The organism is Algibacillus agarilyticus (assembly GCF_003286125.1).
Taxonomy (GTDB): Bacteria; Pseudomonadota; Gammaproteobacteria; order Enterobacterales; family Alteromonadaceae; genus Algibacillus; species Algibacillus agarilyticus.
This window is the reverse complement of sequence record NZ_QMED01000002.1, coordinates 126,126-148,795: the sequence shown is the minus strand read 5'-3', so window position 1 is coordinate 148,795 and position 22,670 is coordinate 126,126. Positions and strand designations below refer to the sequence as shown.

The window sequence follows — 22,670 nt, the reverse complement described above, 5'->3', positions numbered from 1 at the left end:
TTTATTCGTAATCTAAAGCTTAAGCGGTTGCTGAAATACTGTTTTGATGCGGTAAGCTATTGCTGTAGTAGTGGCGTTGAATCTTTAAGGCGCGGGTTGTGATGCGTTCATCTGATTGAGCCATCGTGTCGGTATATGAAGATGTTGTACTTGATGATGAATTTTCTTCACCAAAAGCTAATGATGCTTTTGCTTCAAAAATAGGCACTTTGCTAACATTAATTTCATTTTTTTCAATGTCTTGTGCTTTTATGATTCGGCTTGTTCTGGTTGGTGTTTCTGGGTCCGTTTTATTAAAAACCTCCGCTGCGGAGGTGGCTGCTTGAGTCGATACTTGTGGTGTATCGGTTTGTGCATTTTCTTTTAACGATTCTGCTTGAGCAGCTTGGCGTTTACTGCTGGCATCTGCGGCTACTTTACGGTCTTGCGCTGATGGTTCGGCAGGGGCTAATGCTGCGCGTTGCACCTGATCCATTTTACGTATCGTTGCTTCTGGGTCGTTGGGTACAGGAGACACATCAATAGATACTTCTCCACCCACGGCGTAACGTTTGCCATCTGGGCCTTGCTCATACTCATAAGAAGGTGCACCAGCATGTTGACCACCAATGGATGCATGAGCTTGCTCGTGGGTTTTAACTTCTTGATCGCGTTCTTTTAGTTCAGCAATTTTTTTCTGTTCAGCTTCATCTTGTTGCGCTTCTTGACGATCTTTACCGCGGTTTTCTTGATCATCTGTTGCGTTTTGTTCTTGCTGATCTAGATTGTTTTCTTGGTTGCCTTCTGCTTGCGCTTGCTGTTGTTGATTTTTAATATAGTCGTAAGTGAGCGGTTGCTGACGGGCTGTATTTTTGTCGGTATCAGAATTTAAGCCTTTTTCATGATTTGACTGCTCAGATTCTGCTGATTGTGGGATCAGTTGACGTGCTAACGCATCTTTACGCGCCTGATCCGTATGCGGATTAGACGTGTTCAGATTTAGGTTAACCGGAAACTGAGTCACTATGTTCATTTTATGTAATGAATACCTTAAACTTGTATATCGATTAAACTGCCCAACACATCGTTCTGCGTTTGCAGTGCTTTAATGTTGGCTGCCGCGTTGTTTTTATCTTCAATTAACGACGTTAAATTATCTACCGTCGACGGCTTTTCACTCTGGTTTTGTACGGGTTGTGCTGTTGTCGCTTGCTGTGATTCTTGCTGCTTTTGTGAATCGAGCGAATCACTTGCAATGTTGCGTGCGCTTTGTGTAATACCATCAGAAGCTTTTTGTAAACCATAAAGACTAGAGCTTAAACCTGATTGAATTTGCATAAACACCTCGCAAAAAATAACAATGATTAATTATCGTACAATTTAAATCAGGATGAAAGCCTCTGTTTAGATTATATTACTCTAAGGTTAAATTGCTTAAGTAGCTTTCGATACAAGCTATAAATTCGTCGATGTGACTTATAAAAGGGGCGTGCGAAGCATGCGCAAAGATATGATGCGCTGCATTTGGTTGTAATGCCTGAATTTTTTTAATCGCTTTGCGAGGAACCAGTGAGTCTAATCGACCATATATTCGTAATGTTGGGCACGTTATTTTATTTATATCGTTCCTTAAGTCCGCTTTTTCTAAAATAACCAATCCACCCGTTAGCGCTGAAAGGTGGGGTTCTGGATAGGCTAATAGCTGTTGTTTTAAGGTTTTTATATCTTGCTTTGCTGTGGGGCTGCCCATCGTTTGAATTGCTAAAAATCGTGCTAAGGTGATTTGATAGTCATTAGCAAGTTGCTGTTGAAAGCTTTGTAATACACTTTGCTTAATACCCGGCCAATCTGATTTTTCAGCAAAACAAGGCGTACTGGCCACGGTGATTAAACCTTGAACTAGGCTTTGATTATTAATGGCAATGTGTTGTGCAACTAATCCGCCTAAAGACCAACCCATTATCCAACCGGGCTCGTCTATTTGATGACGTAATTCATCCGCTAGGTGAGGTAAATCATAGGGTTCCAGCTGTATGGCACTTTTAGTACCAAACCCCGCGAGATCTAAACATTTTATTTTAAAGTGAGCCGTTAACATTTCGGCTGTTTGTTGCCATACGGCTTGATTCATTCCCCAGCCGTGCACTAAATATATAAGTGGTTTATTATTCACTTAACAAACTCGTTAATAGGATATTGAGCTATGTTATCACGTCACTTATTCAACCGCCTAGTACCCTGTATTTTGTGCGACGAAACACATGAAAGTGATCAACGTATTTGCACAACGTGTTTAAATGATACGCTGGCCAGTGATATACGCCAAACCCCGATGGATTTGTCTGTGCATCCTCATGCTTTGCATACGATGTCGTTAGATAAATTATCGGCGGTTTATGTGCCTTTTATTTATCAGTGGCCGGTTGATATGTTGATATCGCAATATAAATATCATGCAAGTTTTGACCGTTCTGCGGTATTGCTTTCGTTATTAAAGCCGGTACTTGGTCAAATAGATTTTAGTCAATTTAACGCGATTGCTTGTGTGCCAAACCATCCTGAACGCACGATTAAACGAGGGTTTAATCAATTGGATTATTTAACGTGCTTTTTAGCACATCAATATCAGATCCCAATGGTTTCAAGTGCGATCATTCGATCTAAAATGACATTAAAGCAAGCGGGGTTAACCGCTTACAAACGACGTAAAAATATGTCAGGTGCGTTTGCGGTTGAGCGAATAAGTGCCGTTGAAAATCGGCATGTGTTATTGATTGACGATGTTATCACAACCGGTACTACGCTAAGCGAATTAGCCCAAACCTTATTAAACCAAGGGGTTAAACGGGTATCGGCTTTTGCATTGGCTTGGGCAAAATATGAGGGTGAACATGACAATATTCATATTGAGTGACCTGATTATTACTCGAGCAAACTCGGGCTCATAAACAGTAAGTTATCAAACAATTTTTCGGTGCCATGCCAATAACCTCTAAACAAATAGTTATCGGTGTTGGCAATAACTAACCCTTGGCCATATGAATGGGCCGTTAAGCCAATCGAGTTATTAATTAATTTTTGATTTTTTTCATGAGCATAGCCTGCTAATAATGTGTTTTTAGCAAAAAACAGTGCGTCTTTAAAGGGATGCGGAGATTCTTCCATAATGAGTTGTCTGTTTTTCAATATGGCTATATTGGTATCTTCATACCCAAAAGTCAGTGGGTGGCTACGATCGGTTGTGGCTTCAAACACCGTGCCCGTGATCTGCATTTGTTGAAAAAAGTCGGCTTGGTCAGCATACTGTAATTTGCTATTTTCAAAATGTAATTGAATGTCTTTACGGGATAAAAAGGCATTCGAAATTAACTGATGATTAGCTGCCCATTCGGCTGCACGTTGCAAAGTAATTAACACGCCACCTTGTTTAACCCAGTTTTTTATTGTGTCTAGTTTTTCTGGTGACCAGCTAAGGTAATATCCATCCGGCAATATTAAATGGCTATAAGGGCGTAAATCAAAATGGATGAGTTGTTGATGATTCAGTTTGGTTAATGGCGCTTTTAATTGCTGATCAAAATGTTGCCAAATTTCGCCGGTAGAATAAAGATCAAGATCATGACCGACTAAAATAGCCGCTTTCATTGGGCGTAAGTTTTTAAATAAATGACTGCCTAAATCACTGCCTTGTTGCGTGATCGCACTTGAAAGTGATGTTATATTAAATTGATAAGTTTGCTGTAATTGAATTAGGTCATTTTGTAAGCCTTTAACATCTGGCTGATGGCCACTTAAAATAACAATACTGCCTGCAGGGTACTCTTTTTTATTGATGGTAAACGCTTGATAAGCCACTTTTAAGTGATGGTTATTTTGTAGTAATGCGTTTATCACCGTGGGCATGTGAGGTGCTTGCCAGTCTAAAACCCATGCAAAATCATTTTTTTGTATCGTATTGAGTTCGGGCTCAGATGAGAATGCGTGCCAAGGTGTGTTTTGACTTTTTATACCGTGAAAGCGACTTTTAACGGCGATAGCATCAACATGATGTGACAATGCTAAGTTCCAGTTAGTGATATCGTAAAAGTGATTTTGTTTAAATTGGGTTTGTGTACTGAGCACACTTTTTATTAACGTATATTGGTCTTGATCTAATGGTAACCAAACGGTATTTGTTGTTTTAAACTTGTTGGTGCTAATACGATGATCTTGCGTTAATTTATACGTTTTTATTTGATGTTTTTTTAATAAGTTAAGTAGCTTTTCTAATGCGTATTTATTATCACTGCGGAGTAAATACCCTGTAATATCATCATCTTTAGCGTGCTCTCGAGCCTGTTTAAAATAATCACGTTGATATTGTAAAAGCGCTAGTCGATTTTTAATACTGCCGTTAATGAGTGCATGCGATGCCGTTAAGTGATTGCTGATCGCATCGAATAAGCTCACTTCCCCATTTTTGCTCTTAATAACTTGCCCAGCAGGGGTGCTTTGTTCAAATAAAACACCAATCGAGCCTTGAATATCGGGATAGCTTGACGCTTTTCCATAATAAAAATCATCAAATTTTTCTTGAGTGAAATAGACCTGCTTACGTTGATCAAAGGCTAAAGCCGCATGTTGGGTTAAGGCTAAGGTTAAATCTTGGTTTTTTTTAGGTGTTAACGGATTATTTCCATCTTGTGCACCGGGTTGAAAAAAATAAGTTTGGTCTGATTCCATTTCATGAAAATCAGCTAATACATTGGGCCTAAAATAATGAAAGTAACGTAACCTTGCTTGTGTTTCGGGTTGCGTAAGTGGGATCCAATCTCGGTTTAGATCAAACCAATAATGATTGCCTCGACCGGTTAGCCAGTTTTGATGATGTTCAATATGTTGTGAATCACTATTAGGAATTAAGCTGGCTTGGCTATTAGCCCAAGTACTATAACGGGCATATCCATCAGGGTTAATAACGGGTTCAATAAAGATCACCGCGTGGTTTAAATACGTTTCAAGGTCATCACGAGCGAGTAAATCATATATAAGTTGCACGGCACTGTGTGCTCCACTGGCTTCATCACCATGGGCTGTGTATCCCAACCAAATAAAAGCTGGCATGTCTTTAATTTTAGGCATTGCGGCGGCGGGGTTGGCTAATTGCTCGTGTCTTACCCTCAACTCATCTAAGCGTTTGATATTATTTTTATTTGATATCGCATATAAATACAATGGGCGTTTTTCATGACTCATCCCCATTTTTATTCTTTTGATATGCTGGTTACCTGCCGAGATGGTTTCTATGTATTGCGAGATTTGCTCTAAACGAATATGCCGAGTGCCAAGGGGCTCTTGTAAATAAACACTGGGCGCAATTAAGTTTGCTTGTGCAAGTGAAATCACAAATGTAGAGATAAATAAAAAGCAAATCTTAAAGTTGAATAACGTTGTTTTGGTAAAATGATAAAATAGATTCGGCATAGTTTTTATATAAAGGTTGAGAGCGCTATGGGTTCGAACAAGTGGTTGTATTTAAGTCACTTGGGTGTATAAGGTTGCTGCAAAAGGTGCTTTATATTCGATTGGCGAGCGTTTAGCACCTTGAAGTCACCTAGATATGTAAAGAACAACCACTGCTTGGTCGCATTTTTTGCAATGACTTGAGCATAGATTAGCAGAAAGTTGGCATCAAAGTCTCTAAAAGAGTATCATTAATAATAATCCCGAGTAAATTAGTCAGGTAATATCGGCATGTCAGAAAATAGCCAGCTTATAAATATTTCAGAAACAGCACAGGCGCACTTTGCAAAGTTATTAGAGTCGCAAGCTGAAGGTACTCAAATTAGAGTATTTGTTGTTAATCCAGGCACGCCAAATGCAGAATGCGGCGTATCTTATTGTCCAGCGGATGCAATTGAAGAGAAAGATATCACGCTTACTTTTTCAGCATTTAACGCCGTCATCGATCCCGACAGTGAGCCTTTTTTAGAAGATGCCGTTATTGATTTCACCTCTGATCAAATGGGGTCTCAATTAACGTTAAAAGCGCCTAACGCTAAAATGCGTCGTGTGTCGGAAGATGCAAACTTAAATGAGCGTGTAGAGTACGCACTTGAAACCGAGATAAACCCACAACTTGCTAACCATGGTGGCAAGGTGAGTTTAATGGAAATTACCGCTGATGGCGTCGCCATTTTGCAATTTGGCGGTGGTTGTAACGGTTGTTCGATGGTTGATTTAACCCTAAAAGAAGGCATTGAAAAACAATTGCTTGAGCAGTTTAGCGGTGAATTAACGGGCGTTAAAGATGTAACTGAGCACGAGCACGGTGAGCATTCATACGCATAAATTAGTTTAAGCCTAACGAACTAAAAATAAAGCGCTGATAACTCGGCGCTTTTTTGTATGTGAAGGTTTATTATGTGCCTTCACATTCATTATAACCGAGCCTACAGCTAAGACGCCTCGCGCTATTTGGGTATAAGTGCCTCAGGTGTCAACGTTGCTCCTACCGAGTCTTTTTCTGGTCATCACCATTCCTCTTTATATTGCATATACGTAATTTTTAATCTTTTTAATTAATACGACTAGCCGCAAGAATACGGCTTGTTAATAACATAAATATAAATTTACTTTTTATATACATCATATGTTTATATAGGTAGTATCGTGGTGTTTATGTAGCCTGTTAGTTAATTTTTCTGCTTGATAACTAAACAGTCACGGTTTATTTCACCACAAAAAATTTATGTGATTCTGTCGTTGGTAAATTAGGCCAGCACAGTGGGAGTATAAAATGAAACGCCACTTTATTGGAGCGTCTGTCGCTTCAGCGCTTTTACTTTTGAGTGCTTGTAATAGTCAAAATAGTCCTTCAACTCATTCATCCGCACCTAAGGCTGAATCGGTTCAATTAGAAACGGTCGGCACTAGTGTGCTAGAAAAAGAAGCTCGTGGAAAAATAGCGACTTTAAAAAGCATGATGGTTGAAGCTCAAACTAAAAACATCGATGTCGCAAGAGAAGAAACAATTGTTTGGTTTTCAGAGCAATTTTTAACATTCGCTAATTGGGATGAAGCTAACCCTGCGGCTATTGAAGCCGCGTTTGGTTACGAGCGTTACTATGCAGCTAACAAAAAGCAATTAGCGGCTGACTTACCCACTTTTGAGCGTGAAAAAGTGATTCAAATTTTGGATAACGGTATTGATATACTGGGGCAAGAATTAAGAGGTGAAATTAAGCGCCGCCCTGTTCGTAAAGTTGACTGGCAGAATACAAAAGCCGGTGACAATATGTTCGTTAGCAATGGCAAACCAATCTTCCCATATGATTACTTTTCAAAAACTGTTGTCCAGCCTCTCACCAATACCGACGTTTACAATGATCACTTAGGCGCGCTTTACCACGGTGGCGAAAACTTGTATCCGGTGGATCATGACCGTGCAATAAACTCTTTTTTATTAAAAGAAGATGGAACATTTGATCAAGAACTAATGAAAGAATTAACCAGTATTTCTGATGCTAATATTGGTTTTTTAGTGTATTGGATCATGGGTATTCCTGAGTGGGTTGAAAAACAAGAACCTGAAGTCCGCAAAGGTCGCTCATTGTTTACGGGATTTGATATTGATAACCCACTTGCACGTGATGTTTGGGGTAAAATTATTCGTGAAACGGGTCGTTTAACTAAAGATAAAAAAGTAACAGAGCTCGGTTTTGTACTAGCGAATGAACCGCATTGGTTCTCTGAAAAAGGTCATTGGACCGCTAAGTATAACGAGATGACAGAACTTTCATCTTACACAAAAAATAAATTCCGTCGTTGGTTAGACATTAAATACGCTGGTGATATCGCTACGTTAAATGCTAATTGGAATTCATCATTTGCTAACTTTGACAAAGTAGAAGTTGAAGTGCCAATGGATAAAGCCTTACTTGGCACGCCAGTATGGTATGACTGGATGCGTTACAATATGGATCGCGGTACCGAATGGTTTAAGTTTATGCAAGACGAACTGCATTCAGTTAACCCTGACGCGGATACACACGTTAAGATTATGCCACGGATGTTTATGGAAAATTCACGCTCAGGCGGAATTGATACCGAAGCCTTAGCTGAATTAACCACCATGGTTGGCCATGATGCTAAATCATTGGGCAGCAAAAATATTAGACCGAGTAAATCATCTGAATGGTTAGAGCGTTATTCTTACTATTGGAGTGGCGTAAGTATGTTTCATGATTTCATGGAATCTGTGGCGCCAGAAAAAATTAACGTTAATTCAGAGTCTCATTTTTTATCATCTGGACAATGGCGTGATTTAGATACACGTACGAGTTATGTTCGCAGTGTATACTGGTTAGCAACGCTAGGCGGTATGGACGCTAACATGGCATGGTTCTGGGCCCGTGATCCTGATGGTTCTCCAGAAGACAGATTAGAAGGTGAATTAGACTTCTTCGATCCTGGCTTAGCAGGTGCATATGCGGGTTCAAACAACATGCAACCTCATGTGAGTAATGAATTCACACAAGTCATGTATGACATGAATAGCTTCTCTGAAGAAATCATTGCACTACGTGAACAACCTCGACCTATTCGTTTATTTTATTCAGAAACTACCGCACTTAACACGAATGATTACATGACCAAAGGCAAAAAATTATACAAGGAATTGTATTTTGAAGGTTTCCCGGTGGGCTATGTCACGAAAAATATCATTGAAAAACAAGACAATAATAAATGGGATGCCGTCGTTGTTTACCAAAATCAATATGTGACGGATGCTGAGTTTGCTACATTGCAGGGTTATTTGGCTAAAGGCGGTACCATTATTCTTGATAGTAAAGATGCGCTATCACTCAATGAATATGGCCAAAAGCGTAAGCAAAAGTTAACTGCGGGTAAAGGCAAGCTTATTGTTTTGAATACCAAAGACACGGTTAAAATTAAGCAAGCCGCGGTTGCTGAAATTAAAGACGCAAATTTACCGGCTGTTGTCTTGAAAGAAGATAATGGTCAGCCATACAAAACAACGACTTGGCGTGTTGTAGACAATGGTAAAGGCGGTTATTTAGTTATCATATTTAACTTAGGTCACGATACGGCGAAAATTGACTTGTCGTTGCAGAATGGGCAAGCCTTTACGATCACCGACATGATGACGAGTAATTCGCTAGATGCATCGTTTGAAATGGAATTAGAAGATGTCTTTTTACTTGAGGTTATGCCCAAGTAATACTTAAACAATACCTAGCTCATCGCTAGGTATTGTTTAAGTTAAAGCCTTGCATGTTTTTATTGCAGGGCTTTTTTATGCGCTAAATAACTTCATTCATTTTGTATGAGGCTTGTGTGTAGCCTCTTCAGATTAGTTATTTTGTTTACGAAATTGACCCGGCGGAAAACCAATCGATTTTTTAAAACGTTTAGAAAAGTTAAATACGTCTTGATAACCCACTTGCTCGGCTATTTGTTCAATAGACCAGTTTGTATGCGTTAATAAATATTTAGCCCGCTCCATTCGTAAATAGATAACATGCTGAATAGGGCTTCGAGCAAAATGCGTTTGAAATAACCGATGTAAGTGTGGTGATGAATATTGAACTAAATCACTCATCTCATCGACTGTCCAAGCGTAATGCAATCGTCGTTCTATGTCGCGAATAAGCTGGTTTATCCGATGTGATTCAGAGCTGCCCGGAGACGGCGCACAAAGGGTTTCTTCTAAGTAATATTCTAATTGCTTTAATGCGGGTTTACGTAAACTGGCATTGCGTTCGTAATAAATAAAACTCAGTAAATGATATAGCTGGCGTCCGCTTTCGCAGGCGGTACTTAAGGGTCGATGATCACACAGGTTATTCCAACGTGGGCAATCATCTAAGTGAAACCACACCATATTCCAAGCGGGGGCGTTTAGCGTCATCAAAAAAGGCTTATGTGCCGGTAATGTAATTAAGTTGCCTGGCCCTATTGTAAAGTGACCTTGCTCAGTATCAATATCAATAGCACCTTCGATGCTATAAATAACGTCATGCGATATAGGGTTACTGCGGCCGACTTGATAGCGGCCTGCTAAATTAGAGATGCCCGATATTTCAATATTAAGGTTTTCGATTTCGGGTACTTTTTCGCGCTCAACAAAACGCTCGTTACATTCTGTTCCTATTTCGAGCACATCTTGCCAAACGTCTGTCATGCATTACCTGATGTTTTAATTACTATTGACTGAATGCTTTTCTCTTACGTTATCTGACTATTAATTCATCTAACACAATAGAAATATTTTAAAGTGACTTTGGTCTTTATTATAGTGGCGCATGCAAAAAAGATAAAAATCAGTGCTCTATTAAACGCCCTTTACTTTTAATTTAAATACAAAATTAATGAATTATCACTAAACATATCTTGTGAAATGATTTATATTGTAAATTGTTTACTATCTTGGTGGTGGCAGTGTTACTTATAATAATTTTCATTGTTTTAGTAAATCACTTAGATAGATTAATTTTCATTCAATTTATTCGAGGATGTTTACGATGTTTAGAAAAAAATTATTTCCGGTTCTCTGCGTAGCCATAAGTGGTGTATTAGCCAGTTGCGCAAGCCAAGAATTATCTTTATTCAACAATTCAGCCTCGTCTGTTACACAAACTTCAGCCGTTTTAGCATCGCCATTTGTGTTAACTAATTCAACCAATTTAAGTCTGCCTTATCTTGTAAAAGGCTCAACGTTAAAGCGGCTAACGTTAGATTTATCTATTGATAAAAGCTATGCCAACATCAGCGTATATGCAGGTGATAAATTAGTTGTTGATAACCTTAATGTGCCAACTAAAGGCCAACATAAAATTAATGTATTAATTGATTTTGAAGCAATTGGCGACACCACATTACGGTTTGTTAGACGCAGTGCCGACATCACTTTAAATGCGATTCAATTTGAAGATATTACCGATGTGACTTTACCGCGTTTTGCTAATCGCTCTAAAGAAGCCAATTTTGAAACTGAGATCAGTTATAAGTACGGCGGGCCTTCAATTGGTGACGTTGACAACGATGGTGATTACGATTTTGTTTTAAACAATCATAACCATGTACCGACGCAACTGGTTACGCAAAACGATGATCACACGCTTGATATTGAACGTTTATTTGGTTGGTCGTTAGATTTTCATGGCTCGTCGGTTGGTGATTATGATGCCGATGGCGATCTAGATATTATGGTTGCGCAGGGCGGGGCTAATGGTACAAACCCGACCTCGTATATATTGTTGCGAAATGATAATCAAAAATTTGTAAAAGTATCAGCAGAGGCGGGCATTTTAACACCCGCTCGGGGGCGCTCTCCACGTTGGGTTGATTTTGATCTTGATGGTGATTTAGATTTAGCGTTATTTAATGCTAAAACCCCAAATTATGATGGGCCTAGGCAGTTATTTTATAAAAATAATGGCGACAGCACATTTACGGCACAGCGCGTAGAAGGTGCTGAGTATGCAGATGGTGAGCGTGTTTTAGTCACTGATTTTAATAACGATGGTATCGACGATCTCGTTGCATTCTCGCCTGTTTCGTTATGGCAAGGCAACGGTGATTTCACCTTTACCGATGTGACAAAAGCCCGATTACCGGCCTCGCTGATTGGCAAAGTAGGCTTTAATGCGGTAACGGATGTTGATGTTAATAATGATGGGCTATTGGATATCTATTTAGCGGGCGGCCGTACACACTATTTGTTATCTAGAAAATCAATTGATTTTAATCCGCAAACAAAACGGTTAGATATTCGAGATGACGGTGAAAAAGGGGCAACCGCGGTGACATTTGATGCCGATGGTGCGGTTAAATTATCAGAAATGGAATTAACTTACCGTCAATACAACGATGGATTTGCTATTTTCTTAGGGAAAGACAAAACGCGTAAAATTGTTAAAGCAAAAGGTTTTCAACCGAATCAATTGCCTGAAGAAATGAAAACCGCACCAATCGAAATGGATATAACGCCAGCACAAGCACAAGGGTGGCCAACTGAGCGTAACGTAAATGGCTTATACATAGGCCATATAGGTAACGGCCAATGGCAAGCAGAATGGGTACGTGATCGTAATATTTATTGGACGGTAACGTTCTCGTTAACCGGTTTAAACAATGTTGATTACGATTGGCAGCCCAACAACCGAAATATTCAAGATATTCTTTTGGTTAATAAAGGCGATCATTTTATCGATGGTACTAAAGAATGGAACCTGCCTTTAGGGGGGAATAATTGGGGCGTAACGCATGCTGATTTTAATAATGATGGGTGGGAAGACTTATTCGTTTACCGTTATGGCTTTTTAAAACAACGTATCGCTGATTTACTGTTATTAAATACGGGTGAAGGGCGTTTTGATATTGTCTCGTCTCATGGGGCATTTGAACCTACCGATCCAGGTCATGGCGATATGGGGCAAGCGTTTGATTTTGATAATGATGGCCGTATAGATATGCTAAATGGCAGCGAAGAAGAAGGGCCTTGGTTGTTATACAAAAATCAAAATACTGACTTAGGTAACTATGCCTTATTTGATGTGGGTTATAGCCCTAAAGCGAATATCGACCCATACTCAGCGGTTGTTTCGATTAAAACAACCTCAGGTAAAGAATATCAAAAACGCGTGGGTTCAGCCGGTGAAGTACACTCACAAAGTTTACTCGATATTGTGCATTTTGGTTTAGGTGACGATAGCCAAATTGAATCAGCCCAAATACGCTGGCGCAACGGCGAAGTGGTAAAATTTGGCGCATTAAAAGCCAATGCGTTATACAAAAGTGAAAACGCTAAAGCTCAATAACCTAAGTTTAATAGCGTAAGTTCAATAGCGTAAGCATAACAATACAAGCATAAAGCTTGTTTAAAAAAGGCGGTTTTCGTTTTGTGATCCCATGAAACGTAAGCCGCCTTTTTGTTTGATGTTTTGCGATGTTTTCAACCGTAAAAATATGACCCCAGTGTTCTGCTGGTGTTTAGCGTTAATAACCACAGTGGTGATATATAATAAATGATTCATAATAATCCTTTTAGGTGGTTTTAGGTGTGTATGTTGACTTAAAAACCCTTTAAAGGGTTTTAATGAAGGTTTTGTTGGTTTTTTTTTGCGTTGTGTGTAATACTCCTTTTAAGGGTTTTATGTGCAATAAACCTAATTTAAATTATCTTTTAGGGGTGTTTATGGAGTTTAGAGCGGCTACACCTAGTGCCATTGCAACTGAATTAGGTGATAGAATTAAAGTTGCTCGACTTAATGCTGACTTAACACAAAAAGAGTTGGCTGAAAAAGCTGGATTATCACTTAAGGCAGTAACGAATAGCGAGAAAGGAACGTCAACTCTTGAATCTATCGTTGCTATCTTGGTGGCGCTTGAACTAACAGAGCAACTTAATTCATTTATACCTAAACAAGAGATATCACCCGTTCAGCTTGCTAAGCTGCAAGGCAAAGTGCGTAAGCGAGCAACAGGCACGAGTAAAAAAATAATTAAAAGTGAGGATACGCCATCATGGTAAAAGAAGTCATAACCGTAAAATATAAACACTATGATGTCGGTGCTGTAAGTTATGACCCAGAAAATCAAATTGGCGTGTTCGAATATTTCCCTAGTTTTATTAAAACCGGTATTGAGCTTTCTCCACTCAAAATGCCTTTGAGTAAAAAAATATATTCATTTCCAGATTTAGATTACTCAACATTTAAAGGCCTGCCAGGGCTAATTGCAGACTCATTACCGGATGATTTTGGTAATGCAGTCATGAATGCGTGGATAGCCAGTAAAGGTAAATCGACAAGCGATATTACCCCGCTACAGCGATTACAGTATACCGGTCTGAGAGGAATGGGTGCATTAACCTACGTACCCGCGACTAGACGTAAAAACCTGAATGCTTCCCAACCTATTCAGATAGAATCACTTGTTTCAATTGCTCAAGACGTCTTAGATAAACGTGATCAGTTTAATGTAAATCTAAATAATGATGGTCAGGACGATGCTGAAGCCATGATGTCACTTATGTCTGTAGGAATGAGTGCTGGTGGCGCAAGGCCAAAAGCAGTATTGGCATTTAACAACGATTTTAATCGCGTTCGCTCAGGCCAAACAGACGCACCAGATGGGTTTACTCATTACCTAATGAAGTTTGATGGGGTAAGCGAACACAATAAAAACCAAGAGACATTTGGTGATCCATTAGGTTATGGCGCGATGGAGTACGTGTACCACTTGATGGCAAAAAAATGTGATATCGACATGATGCCTTGTCGTTTGCTTAATGAAGGTGAACGCCGACATTTTATAACACAACGATTTGATCGTAAGGGTAATGATAAAGTACATGTGCAAACACTCAACGGACTAGAGCATGTCAGTTACAAACAAGTAGGCTCATATTCTTACGCCGAGTTGCTTGGTACAGCGCGAAAGCTCAATTTGACTCCTGAGGATGCTATTCAACTATTTAAACGAATGGTCTTTAATGTAGTGTCTAGAAATCACGATGACCATGCTAAGAACTTTGGCTTTATGCTTGATCCCGAAAATAATTGGCAATTGGCTCCTGCCTACGATTTAGCCTATAGCTATAAACCCGACAGTCTTTGGGTCAGCAAACATTGGATGACACTCAATGGCAAGCAAGACAACTTTACTAGAGCTGATTTTTATAGCTTTGAAAAACTCAGTCCTATCTTCAGCAAGCGCAAAATCGACAATATATTAGATAGTACGATTGAAGTGCTTTCAACATGGAATAAGTTAGCCTTAGAACAAGATGTACCTCAACCCTTAATAAAAGAGATAAGCCAAAATTTAAGGCTTTCCATCTAAACGTGCGATTAAAAAACTAACTAAACGATATACGCAGAAGAAAATAGCTGATTATTTTTGAAGTACATTACACAACAGTAAGTTGTATTATTAGTGCCTGTCCCGCATGCGTGTCCCCGCATGCAGGGTGTTGTGGGGGCTGAGGGGTAGATACCCTTGGCTATTCGATTAACAGTCGCTACCCTGAATTGATTCCCAATAACCACTATCTGTCCACTTATTCTCTGCTTGCTCAAAAGAGTCCATGTGGTCATTGCTAGATATTTGTTTTACCCGTATATACCCACGCGTCCCCGCTTGTGTCCAAAAATGACCTTCTAATAACTTGTTTACTTCTGTTTCTACTAGATCTAACTCCGCGGCTCCTTGTCTTGAGCCATGCTCCCCAGTTCTTGAGCGCTTTTCAGAAAATAGGTAAGCAAGAAGCTTCGTACCCTTATTGTCATCTAGCATCAGAGTTTCCACATACGATTCTGTTTTTTGTATGTTTGTGAAAGCTCTTACAGATATAGTAAACCAGTGCTGACGAATAACGAGAACAAACCTTTTGGGTGGGTTTACTTGGCCCTGATCATTTGTCCAATCAGATTCAAATTCACCCAACCATGTTCCGTTTAGGTTTGGCCGATATAAAAGCTTTCTTATATAGTCCCATTTCCAGGCCCACTTAAAATATGAAAACCAAAATAGTCCAGCAATCGTAATCCCTAAGTTGATGTATTTAAGGCTTTCAAGAGAGAGAACCCCAAAACTACTGAACAAAAAAGGAATGATCCAAACGATAGCGCCAATTACAATTGATCCGGTCGCAAATATTTTTACTTCTGTTTGATTCATGTAACGATCAACTCCACAACTCCCTTTTTTGCAATAGAAACTTCTCCCTTTTGGTTAACAACGATGATTGACGTTACATTCTCATATAGTGAGCCGTATTGAGCTGTGCGATATCTCGCACCCACATCAAATACCGTTTTATTAAAACCTTTAGGTATTAGGGGGCTAAAATATTGTGATATTTTTAAGAGCCGAGAGTCTCTACTAACAACATGAAACCCATCATGTCTTTTATCTTTAATGTTAGAAATAGAAAACAGGAAATTGGCAACAGCCTTAGCATCTAAATTTTCTGTATAGAAGCCATCTTCACTTAGAAGAGGTGAAATTGGTAACATTCCTATATCTTCGTTTATTAATATAATACCAAGACCTGTGAAGCCAGTAGGTACTCCTTTTCTCGCGATCTCGCAAATAGCCTTTAAAAATATTTCTTGCTTCATTAATTCACTCTAATTTACGCGTAATCCGAGGCTGTTAACGCCCGCTTTAATTGCTTGTTAGGTTTTCGGCCACAATTGAGCTGAACCTGACTTAGGTGACACTGGGTCACCCCATTGAATTGACACTACTTGTTTTTTTGCATCAATTAACATAATAATTTTGCTATCTAAACCACATGTATGCAAATAAACCCAAAGCTCTTTGCCTCCGTGTGTTGAAGCATGAACAGGTTTAAGATTTTTTACACTATTAGGTAACGAATCTATCTCAATGTAAGAAATATCTTTCTTGGATGAAAAATATTTACCTACGTCTTCAATTAATATTTTTAGCTCAGTAGGTTTCAATTTTTTTGCTTTTATAACGTACTCAGAATCTGAGTTACAGTTTCCAACTTCCGATAAGCAGGAATAAAGCAAAAAAGAATAATTAATATGACACCAATATGGGCAATATACTTCATGAAAACCTAACAATTTAATCATGTGCGATTTGCGTATTTTCTACTAAATCCGCGCGCATTTTTATAATTTCTGTATTTTTAACAAATACGCTAACACATGGCTATTTATATTGTTTATTTGCAGAGAAAAAGTTTATCAAAGATAAAAAATGCGCAACTTGCGCATTTTCTTGAATAGCGGAACAAAGCACGTGATTTGTAAATAAACACAGTGGTAGAAATGTTTTGAGTATAAAAACACGGCCTCAGTTTTTAAACCTGTGTTCGTTAGAGCTTTACGGTGATTCGTTATTACCCTAACTTGAGACTTAAAGTTAAATAAAATCATAGGCTTATTTACGCCTGTCCCGCATGAGTGACGGTTGCAGGCATATCAACAACTAATGTAACTGGTTGATTAAATTCATCAATAGAACCAGAGTAAACTAGTTTTGAAGATAAGTAAAAATTACATATGGCCGAATCTATTTCAGCATGCCCCCACTCAAATGAGCCAATAGCCATATGAGTGCCACCAACTTCAGAGCCATTGTGCTTGAGGATTAATAAGCCACTTTCATCAGAAGTTGTAGCTGATAAATTTAGTGCTTTAGCAATGTAATCACCAGATGAATTGGGAGCTGAACCAGAACACTTAAAAGAAACACCTGAAACAGGCATACCACTTAAATCAACAAACGTTAGGTGAAACTCATTACTTGGAAGATAACCATCCCAAGTAACTGTACGGACACAGCCGATTAAAAATAGTGAAAAAAATACTAACAGTGATTTATACATTTGCAACTTAACAATTTAATCATGCGCGATTTTCTACTAAATCCACGCACATTTTTATAATTTCTGTATTTTTAACAAATACGCTAACACATGGCTATTTATATTGTTTATTTACAGAGAAAAAAATGATTAAAGATAAAAAATTATTATCAGGGGATGCCTTTTTATTAGCCTGTTGCAATAGTAAATGCTTGACCCCAGTGTTGTGACTCTGGTGTTTCAAAGCAGACTGAGTGACTGCGTGCGGTAGGTTTAATCAAACAATTTCGGGTAGGGTGCTTTAGGCGCGAAGTGACGTAAGGCGCCATCATTCGATACGCATCATATGGCGTGTTCATTTATCCGGCTTACACCACTGCGTGGCTAAACCGGTCTACAGCATTTTTGGTGGTGCACACTATAGTTGGGCGTATATCGTTCAAAACATTCCGTTTCAATAATGATTACCACTCAACCTTTTTTCATCAAAAAAACACTACTGTGCACCGTGCTTAAACTTGTTTACTCTGGCTTTACAATTACCCCCCTGACAAGCTATAAAGCCGGTGACGGAGTCAGCCGGCTTATGCTTTTTCGGGTTTTTGGTTACGTATTTGATTCGGTGTTTGCTGGTTCGGTTGTTGATTTTTCTGCTGGTTTTGTCGCTATTTTGGCTTTAGCCGAAAGCTCTTCACTTACTTGATACCAATCAATTTTACGGGTTGCCATCATCAGCATGGCGAGTAAACCAAACGTTAAGCCAGACCCCATTAACAAGGCGGTATCTTCAGCACTAATGATCACAAACAACGCGGCATACAATAACGACATCGCCAGCCCAAAGCCAAGTGCATGGCTCAAGCTCGCTAAAATATTGCTGATGTAAACAACCAATAAGCTAATACAAGCAAAAGCGGCGATGGTGTAAGCCCAAACAAACGCAATATGCTCAGATAATGAGACTAATAATAGGAAGAAGCTGGCAATAGCCAAACCGACCAAAGCATATTGAATGCCATGAATACGTAATTTTTGCACCACTTCAAATAAAAAGAAGGCGATAAAACTTAAAGCAATAAACAAAACACCGTATTTAATTGAACGCTCAGATTGCAAATATACATCGACGGCTTCTATATGTTTAACACCAAAATCGGTGGCGAGTAAGGCTTTGCAAGAGCCCGCTGCGCAATTTTCTAATTTTTGCTGAATGTTATTGGCAAACGAGGTGATTTTCCATTGGGCTCGATAGCCTTCGTTATTAATCGTACGCTGTACCGGTAAAAATTGGCCGGTAAATTCTGGATGTGGCCAATTAGATTGAGCGACCACTTGAATGCTTTCGCCAACCGGAACAAAAGATAATTGTTTCATTCCGCGTATTTCTAACGAAAAATCAAATTCGTTTTTTGCCTGCAAATTTTGTAAATCAACATCAAGCGGCGCATGTATGCCGTTGCTATGTACCGAAAGTTGGCTGCCCGGTTTAAAATTAATGGTTTGTTGATTAAAGTTGAGTGTGGGTACGCGGTTTATGCCCCGAGGGTCAGAAATGAGAACCGATAAAAACGCGTTTTCAAACTCTACTTCATCATAATCTTGTTTGATCGTGGTTAGTTTTGTTTGTATTGCTTGAGGCGAAAGTTGGCCTTTAATCATTAAATTTGATGTGTAAACGGGGATCGCATAAATACCTTTGTAGCGAATGTCGTTTTGGGTTTGCACATCAAAATGCAAGGTTTCCGGTTTTACAAATAAAAATTTGTGGTAAGCATCTTTACGCTGAATTAATTTTTCTTTGGTCTCATTCCACGTTTCTACATAACGATAAGCGGTATAAGGCACAACGAGTATTGGTCCGGTAATTTTTTGCTCGCCGGTCCAACTGTTTGCAACGCTTGTTTGTGCATCGATTAAGTAATGTTGGCGATCGTTAATTTGCCCCGAGATCATTGATAAAGGGATCAATAATAAAAGAGTGATCACGCTGATCACGACCAGTTTGGTTAATAATGGTTTTTGCATGTTAGGCTCCGTTAAACTGTTGTTGAATACCCTGTTAGTTTAACGAGTCAATATGTGCAACGTTTGTCGCTTATGTGTGGTTTATGTGAGAGTTAGATGTGTTTTGTGTGTTTAATAAGGAATATAAGTAAGCCATTTTTTGTTTGAGTGATGTATAGAATGTAAACAATTATAGCGCTATAATTTAAGTGTTAATTATGAGAGGGCTTTATGGCTAATACACCGATTAAAAACACTCACAACGCTCGAACATTTGTTCCTAAAATGAGTAACTTCGAGACGAGCTCTCGTTATGAAGGCCTGACATTTAAAAAAGAAAATTTAAGTAAATCAATTAATGATCTAAAAGTGAAATATGCGAGATAAGTATGGTGCAAATCAAGATAGCTATTGCTATTTTGGTACTGACATACTCATTAATAAATTAAACATTACAGACCATGCTGAATTATCAGCCGCTGAATTAGAATTTACCGCTTTTCGTTATAGCGAATATACTTCCAATATCACTTCCCTAACCGAATTCAACTTAAATCATTTAAAACACCTCCATTGGCATTTATTTCAAGATGTTTATAGTTGGGCTGGTGACATAAGAGTTGTCGATATTTCGAAAGGAAATACTCGTTTTTGCACATGCCCTAAAATAAATACAGAGTTAAATAAGCAATTCTTACGGATTCAGGCGCTTGATCTAATTAGCAAAAAACTCGATTTCTTAGTTGAGATAACCGATATTTTCTGTGAGCTTAATGTTATTCATCCATTTCGCGAAGGGAACGGAAGAGTTCAGCGTTTTTTCTTTGAAGAGTTATGTTTCTTTTTAGGCATGAGCATTAATTGGCCTGACATTTCTAAAGAGGAATGGATAACTGCAAATGTGAATGGGTACAATGGCGATTTAAATGCCTTACAAAGAATAATGGCCTTAGCTATTTCTTAATGGTTGAAATGATCTTTAAATGTAAGTGTTGCGCAGGTTCCAAGTGTAGCTGGGCTGGTAATGCTAATTTGGCCATTATGCAGTTCCATTATCTGTTTAACAAAACATAAGCCTAACCCGGAGCTTTTTTTAGCCGAGTTAGGCCTAGGTAACGAATAAAAGCGTTCGAATATCTTATTTAAGGCATAGTCGGGTATCCCCGTGCCTTGGTCTACGATATCTATCTTAATATCACCACATGCAGTGTGATTAATTTGAATGTTTATTTCGCTATTGTTTGGGCTAAACTCAATTGCATTTTGGAGCAAATTATCGAGTGCTTGCTGCAATAAAAAGGCATCGCCTTTAATATTAAAAGTCATGTTTGACCCGCTTATAATATGGAGGTTTTTGCTTGCACTAAGGTGTTCTTTACTGGCGATAACACGCTCGATTAAGGCATTTAAATTGACATTTTCGGTTGTGGTTAAATGCTGTTGTTTTTCAATGGCTGCAAGTGCTAATAAGCGGTTGATCATTTCGTCTATTCGGCTCGTTTCGTGTTGAATATTTGTCATAAAATGCACTAAATCATCGGCTGGCATGTCAGGGGTTATAAGCTCACTCGCCCCTTTAATTGCAGATATAGGGCTTTTTAATTCGTGTGTAAGCGCATGTATATATCGCTCTACGTATTCTTTGCCTTCTAACTGTTTGCGCATTCGTTCCATTGAAAGGGCTAAATTGGCCAATTCAACTTCATGCAACTTTGGGAGCGTTGCGCGTTTTCCGTCGGCAATTAAGTTTGAATATAACGATAATTGACGAATCGACCGCGTTAACCAAAACGAAAATAAAAGAGCCAGCACAATCGCGCTAAGAACTAAAAAAAGGCTTTGTGAAATTAGTTTTTTACGTGCTTGTTCAATAAAAGGCTGCACCGATAGGTTAGGCTTTGCAACCGTCGCGACACCTATTATTTTTCCTTGATGTTTAATGGGGGCAGCGACATGCATCACTGAACTTAAATCGTTATTTATGTCAGCCTTGGTACTACGAGCACCATATTGTCCACGTAACGTTAAATATACGTCATTCCATAATGAATAATCTTGTCCTACTGCTTTATTTTTTGAATCAAAACGCACGATGCCTTGCGCATCTGTAATATAAATGTGTAATTTGCTGATTTCTTTTTCAATACCAAATATCTCGGCTCGGTATTCACGCGCGAGTAATCGCTGCATCGCATCTGAAAATTGCGGGCTTAATTGTTTTGTATCGTGTGCAACAAAATCGGGGCTGACAATCTCAGCCACAAAATTAGCCATATCAACCAAACTATCTTCGGTAGATTGTCTATAGCCTGGTTTTATTTCCGCTAAAAAGGTATTCAAAAGCAAATAAAATGCGACGCTTAAAATAGCAAAATAAGCGATGAAAATGCGTGAATTTAAACTCATTACTTAGGCTCTGTTAATTGCAAGCTGTATCCCATGCCACGATGAGTCGTGAGCGGCTGAATATCCGCATTAATAACTCGAAGTTTAGCGCGCAGCGTTTTTATGTGGTTATCAACGGCACGGTCAATGCTGTGTTCGGGGGCTGACCAAATCGCAGACATAAGTTGCTCTCGGCTAAATACGCGTTCAGGTTGTTGAATTAATAACGCTAAAATACCAAATTCATAAGCGGTTAAATCAAGCAAGGTGGCACAAAAATGGATTTGCTTTTTATGTTCGGCTAATGTGAATAACCCCACGGTTTTAACCTCGTGCACATGAGGTTTATCGACTTTGTCGGTGGTGGTGTGCGTTAATGTATTTGCAGAGGTAGGTTGAGCTTGTGCGGCTCGATAGCGTCGGGTTATCACATTAACCCGAGCGCTGAGTTCACGTGGGCTAAACGGCTTCGTTACATAATCATCGCCGCCAATTTCTAGCCCTACCACGCGGTCTATTTCGTCACTGCGTGCGGTTAAAAATAAAATAGGGACATCTGAAAACAACCTAATGTTTTTGCATACCTCAAAACCATTAATATCGGGCAGGCCTACATCGAGCACGACCATGTCGTATGTATTTTGCTTGGCATATTCTATCGCCGCTTGGCCTAAATGTGTCCACGTTACCTTTATGCCGGCTTGCTTTAGCGCATACTTTACATTGTCGGCAATACTGGCTTCATCTTCGACTAACAATATATGTGTTTGATTTGGCATGATAAAAATAAGAAAGTCTATTTACAAAGTTAATCGACTATAAAGTAAATGCCGTAAATTGTTTAATGATTTAGCGTTCATTTATCTATTGAGCGGCGGTAGGGGGTTACAAAAACACCGACTTGTTAACGTAAAATTTACACAATGATAGTTTTGGATAAAAACAAGAT

Annotated in this window: 20 protein-coding genes; 7 read left to right on the top strand and 13 right to left on the bottom strand. The window is 39.0% G+C overall.

Translation table 11 applies throughout. The features are described from left to right. Nucleotides 1–19: 19 nt before the first annotated feature. The 3 genes from DPX34_RS02605 to bioH all read right to left on the bottom strand — a co-directional run bounded on the left by DPX34_RS02605 (nucleotide 20) and on the right by bioH (nucleotide 2,152). Nucleotides 20–1,012 (bottom strand): putative metalloprotease CJM1_0395 family protein, encoded by a 993-nt coding sequence (locus tag DPX34_RS02605; protein WP_111976854.1) that lies wholly within the window; start codon nucleotides 1,010–1,012, stop codon nucleotides 20–22. Nucleotides 1,013–1,029: 17 nt separating this feature from the next. Next, complete coding sequence (locus tag DPX34_RS02600; RefSeq protein WP_111976853.1) at nucleotides 1,030–1,317, bottom strand: hypothetical protein; 288 nt, start codon at nucleotides 1,315–1,317, stop codon at nucleotides 1,030–1,032. A 76-nt stretch (nucleotides 1,318–1,393) separates the two neighbouring features. Further along, nucleotides 1,394–2,152, bottom strand: a complete 759-nt coding sequence (gene bioH / locus DPX34_RS02595; protein WP_198673603.1) for a pimeloyl-ACP methyl ester esterase BioH — start codon at nucleotides 2,150–2,152, stop codon at nucleotides 1,394–1,396. Nucleotides 2,153–2,182: 30 nt separating this feature from the next. Between bioH and DPX34_RS02590 the strand changes: the two genes are divergently transcribed. Continuing rightward, nucleotides 2,183–2,893, top strand: coding sequence for a ComF family protein (locus DPX34_RS02590; protein WP_111976852.1), 711 nt, complete (start codon nucleotides 2,183–2,185; stop codon nucleotides 2,891–2,893). 8 nt (nucleotides 2,894–2,901) lie between these two features. Here the strand turns inward: DPX34_RS02590 and DPX34_RS02585 are convergent, their stop codons facing one another. Beyond that, complete coding sequence (locus DPX34_RS02585) at nucleotides 2,902–5,442, bottom strand: M14 family metallopeptidase (RefSeq protein ID WP_111976851.1); 2,541 nt, start codon at nucleotides 5,440–5,442, stop codon at nucleotides 2,902–2,904. A gap of 270 nt (nucleotides 5,443–5,712) precedes the next feature. Between DPX34_RS02585 and nfuA the strand changes: the two genes are divergently transcribed. Both nfuA and DPX34_RS02575 read left to right on the top strand, forming a co-directional pair. Beyond that, nucleotides 5,713–6,309 carry a Fe-S biogenesis protein NfuA gene (gene nfuA, locus DPX34_RS02580; RefSeq protein WP_111976850.1) on the top strand — a complete coding sequence of 199 codons (597 nt, stop codon included), beginning with the start codon at nucleotides 5,713–5,715 and terminating at the stop codon, nucleotides 6,307–6,309. Nucleotides 6,310–6,757: 448 nt separating this feature from the next. Beyond that, nucleotides 6,758–9,202 (top strand): alpha-amylase family protein, encoded by a 2,445-nt coding sequence (locus tag DPX34_RS02575; protein ID WP_111976849.1) that lies wholly within the window; start codon nucleotides 6,758–6,760, stop codon nucleotides 9,200–9,202. Between the two features lie 132 nt (nucleotides 9,203–9,334). Here the strand turns inward: DPX34_RS02575 and DPX34_RS02570 are convergent, their stop codons facing one another. Continuing rightward, nucleotides 9,335–10,165 (bottom strand): AraC family transcriptional regulator, encoded by an 831-nt coding sequence (locus DPX34_RS02570; protein WP_111976848.1) that lies wholly within the window; start codon nucleotides 10,163–10,165, stop codon nucleotides 9,335–9,337. Between the two features lie 340 nt (nucleotides 10,166–10,505). On the opposite strand from DPX34_RS02570, the gene DPX34_RS02565 reads away from it, so the two are divergent. Next, entirely contained in the window at nucleotides 10,506–12,803 is a 2,298-nt protein-coding gene (locus tag DPX34_RS02565) for a CRTAC1 family protein (RefSeq protein WP_111976847.1), read from the top strand. 60 nt (nucleotides 12,804–12,863) lie between these two features. Here DPX34_RS02565 and DPX34_RS21675 read toward each other — a convergent pair whose 3' ends face one another. After that, nucleotides 12,864–13,019: a hypothetical protein gene (locus DPX34_RS21675; protein WP_157964596.1), complete on the bottom strand. Its 156-nt coding sequence runs from the start codon at nucleotides 13,017–13,019 to the stop codon at nucleotides 12,864–12,866. A 119-nt stretch (nucleotides 13,020–13,138) separates the two neighbouring features. On the opposite strand from DPX34_RS21675, the gene DPX34_RS02560 reads away from it, so the two are divergent. Both DPX34_RS02560 and DPX34_RS02555 read left to right on the top strand, forming a co-directional pair. Further along, nucleotides 13,139–13,516: a helix-turn-helix domain-containing protein gene (locus tag DPX34_RS02560; RefSeq protein WP_269815498.1), complete on the top strand. Its 378-nt coding sequence runs from the start codon at nucleotides 13,139–13,141 to the stop codon at nucleotides 13,514–13,516. Beyond that, complete coding sequence (locus tag DPX34_RS02555; protein WP_111976845.1) at nucleotides 13,510–14,829, top strand: type II toxin-antitoxin system HipA family toxin; 1,320 nt, start codon at nucleotides 13,510–13,512, stop codon at nucleotides 14,827–14,829. Before DPX34_RS02560 ends, DPX34_RS02555 begins: the two co-directional genes overlap by 7 nt. A gap of 168 nt (nucleotides 14,830–14,997) precedes the next feature. On the opposite strand, the gene DPX34_RS02550 is transcribed toward DPX34_RS02555, so the two are convergent. The 5 genes from DPX34_RS02550 to creD form a co-directional block, all read right to left on the bottom strand. Further along, nucleotides 14,998–15,666 (bottom strand): Cap15 family cyclic dinucleotide receptor domain-containing protein, encoded by a 669-nt coding sequence (locus tag DPX34_RS02550; protein WP_111976844.1) that lies wholly within the window; start codon nucleotides 15,664–15,666, stop codon nucleotides 14,998–15,000. Continuing rightward, on the bottom strand, nucleotides 15,663–16,109 hold the full coding sequence (locus DPX34_RS02545; protein ID WP_111976843.1) for a diadenylate cyclase: 447 nt from the start codon (nucleotides 16,107–16,109) through the stop codon (nucleotides 15,663–15,665). Before DPX34_RS02545 ends, DPX34_RS02550 begins: the two co-directional genes overlap by 4 nt. Before the next feature lie 57 nt (nucleotides 16,110–16,166). Further along, nucleotides 16,167–16,595 (bottom strand): hypothetical protein, encoded by a 429-nt coding sequence (locus DPX34_RS02540; RefSeq protein ID WP_111976842.1) that lies wholly within the window; start codon nucleotides 16,593–16,595, stop codon nucleotides 16,167–16,169. A gap of 314 nt (nucleotides 16,596–16,909) precedes the next feature. Continuing rightward, the gene (locus DPX34_RS02535) at nucleotides 16,910–17,353 is read right to left on the bottom strand and encodes a hypothetical protein (protein WP_111976841.1); all 444 of its coding nucleotides are present in this window, start codon (nucleotides 17,351–17,353) and stop codon (nucleotides 16,910–16,912) included. Nucleotides 17,354–17,938: 585 nt separating this feature from the next. Further along, nucleotides 17,939–19,357 carry a cell envelope integrity protein CreD gene (gene creD, locus DPX34_RS02530; protein WP_111976840.1) on the bottom strand — a complete coding sequence of 473 codons (1,419 nt, stop codon included), beginning with the start codon at nucleotides 19,355–19,357 and terminating at the stop codon, nucleotides 17,939–17,941. A 355-nt stretch (nucleotides 19,358–19,712) separates the two neighbouring features. Between creD and DPX34_RS02525 the strand changes: the two genes are divergently transcribed. Further along, a complete protein-coding gene (locus DPX34_RS02525; RefSeq protein WP_111976839.1) occupies nucleotides 19,713–20,300 on the top strand; it encodes a Fic/DOC family protein in 588 nt (195 codons plus the stop codon). On the opposite strand, the gene creC is transcribed toward DPX34_RS02525, so the two are convergent. Together creC and creB are read right to left on the bottom strand one after the other, a co-directional pair. After that, a complete protein-coding gene (creC, locus tag DPX34_RS02520; protein ID WP_111976838.1) occupies nucleotides 20,297–21,742 on the bottom strand; it encodes a two-component system sensor histidine kinase CreC in 1,446 nt (481 codons plus the stop codon). The two genes, DPX34_RS02525 and creC, sit on opposite strands and share 4 nt — an antisense overlap. Beyond that, nucleotides 21,742–22,500 (bottom strand): two-component system response regulator CreB, encoded by a 759-nt coding sequence (gene creB, locus DPX34_RS02515; RefSeq protein ID WP_111976837.1) that lies wholly within the window; start codon nucleotides 22,498–22,500, stop codon nucleotides 21,742–21,744. The genes creC and creB overlap by 1 nt, the downstream gene beginning before the upstream one ends. Nucleotides 22,501–22,670: the final 170 nt, after the last annotated feature.

What these genes read in the sequence shown, in the direction of transcription:
- DPX34_RS02600 (WP_111976853.1), bottom strand. Translation starts at nt 1,317, where the DNA reads ATGCAAATTCAATCAGGTTTAAGCTCTAGTCTTTATGGTTTACAAAAA.
- DPX34_RS02575 (WP_111976849.1), top strand. Translation starts at nt 6,758, where the DNA reads ATGAAACGCCACTTTATTGGAGCGTCTGTCGCTTCAGCGCTTTTACTT.
- DPX34_RS02570 (WP_111976848.1), bottom strand. Translation starts at nt 10,165, where the DNA reads ATGACAGACGTTTGGCAAGATGTGCTCGAAATAGGAACAGAATGTAAC.
- DPX34_RS02540 (WP_111976842.1), bottom strand. Translation starts at nt 16,595, where the DNA reads ATGATTAAATTGTTAGGTTTTCATGAAGTATATTGCCCATATTGGTGT.
- creC (WP_111976838.1), bottom strand. Translation starts at nt 21,742, where the DNA reads ATGAGTTTAAATTCACGCATTTTCATCGCTTATTTTGCTATTTTAAGC.
- DPX34_RS02535 (WP_111976841.1), bottom strand. Translation starts at nt 17,353, where the DNA reads ATGTATAAATCACTGTTAGTATTTTTTTCACTATTTTTAATCGGCTGT.
- creB (WP_111976837.1), bottom strand. Translation starts at nt 22,500, where the DNA reads ATGCCAAATCAAACACATATATTGTTAGTCGAAGATGAAGCCAGTATT.
- nfuA (WP_111976850.1), top strand. Translation starts at nt 5,713, where the DNA reads ATGTCAGAAAATAGCCAGCTTATAAATATTTCAGAAACAGCACAGGCG.
- creD (WP_111976840.1), bottom strand. Translation starts at nt 19,357, where the DNA reads ATGCAAAAACCATTATTAACCAAACTGGTCGTGATCAGCGTGATCACT.
- DPX34_RS02565 (WP_111976847.1), top strand. Translation starts at nt 10,506, where the DNA reads ATGTTTAGAAAAAAATTATTTCCGGTTCTCTGCGTAGCCATAAGTGGT.
- DPX34_RS02555 (WP_111976845.1), top strand. Translation starts at nt 13,510, where the DNA reads ATGGTAAAAGAAGTCATAACCGTAAAATATAAACACTATGATGTCGGT.
- DPX34_RS02605 (WP_111976854.1), bottom strand. Translation starts at nt 1,012, where the DNA reads ATGAACATAGTGACTCAGTTTCCGGTTAACCTAAATCTGAACACGTCT.
- DPX34_RS02550 (WP_111976844.1), bottom strand. Translation starts at nt 15,666, where the DNA reads ATGAATCAAACAGAAGTAAAAATATTTGCGACCGGATCAATTGTAATT.
- DPX34_RS02590 (WP_111976852.1), top strand. Translation starts at nt 2,183, where the DNA reads ATGTTATCACGTCACTTATTCAACCGCCTAGTACCCTGTATTTTGTGC.
- DPX34_RS02585 (WP_111976851.1), bottom strand. Translation starts at nt 5,442, where the DNA reads ATGCCGAATCTATTTTATCATTTTACCAAAACAACGTTATTCAACTTT.
- DPX34_RS02560 (WP_269815498.1), top strand. Translation starts at nt 13,139, where the DNA reads ATGTGCAATAAACCTAATTTAAATTATCTTTTAGGGGTGTTTATGGAG.
- DPX34_RS02525 (WP_111976839.1), top strand. Translation starts at nt 19,713, where the DNA reads ATGCGAGATAAGTATGGTGCAAATCAAGATAGCTATTGCTATTTTGGT.
- DPX34_RS02545 (WP_111976843.1), bottom strand. Translation starts at nt 16,109, where the DNA reads ATGAAGCAAGAAATATTTTTAAAGGCTATTTGCGAGATCGCGAGAAAA.
- DPX34_RS21675 (WP_157964596.1), bottom strand. Translation starts at nt 13,019, where the DNA reads ATGAATCATTTATTATATATCACCACTGTGGTTATTAACGCTAAACAC.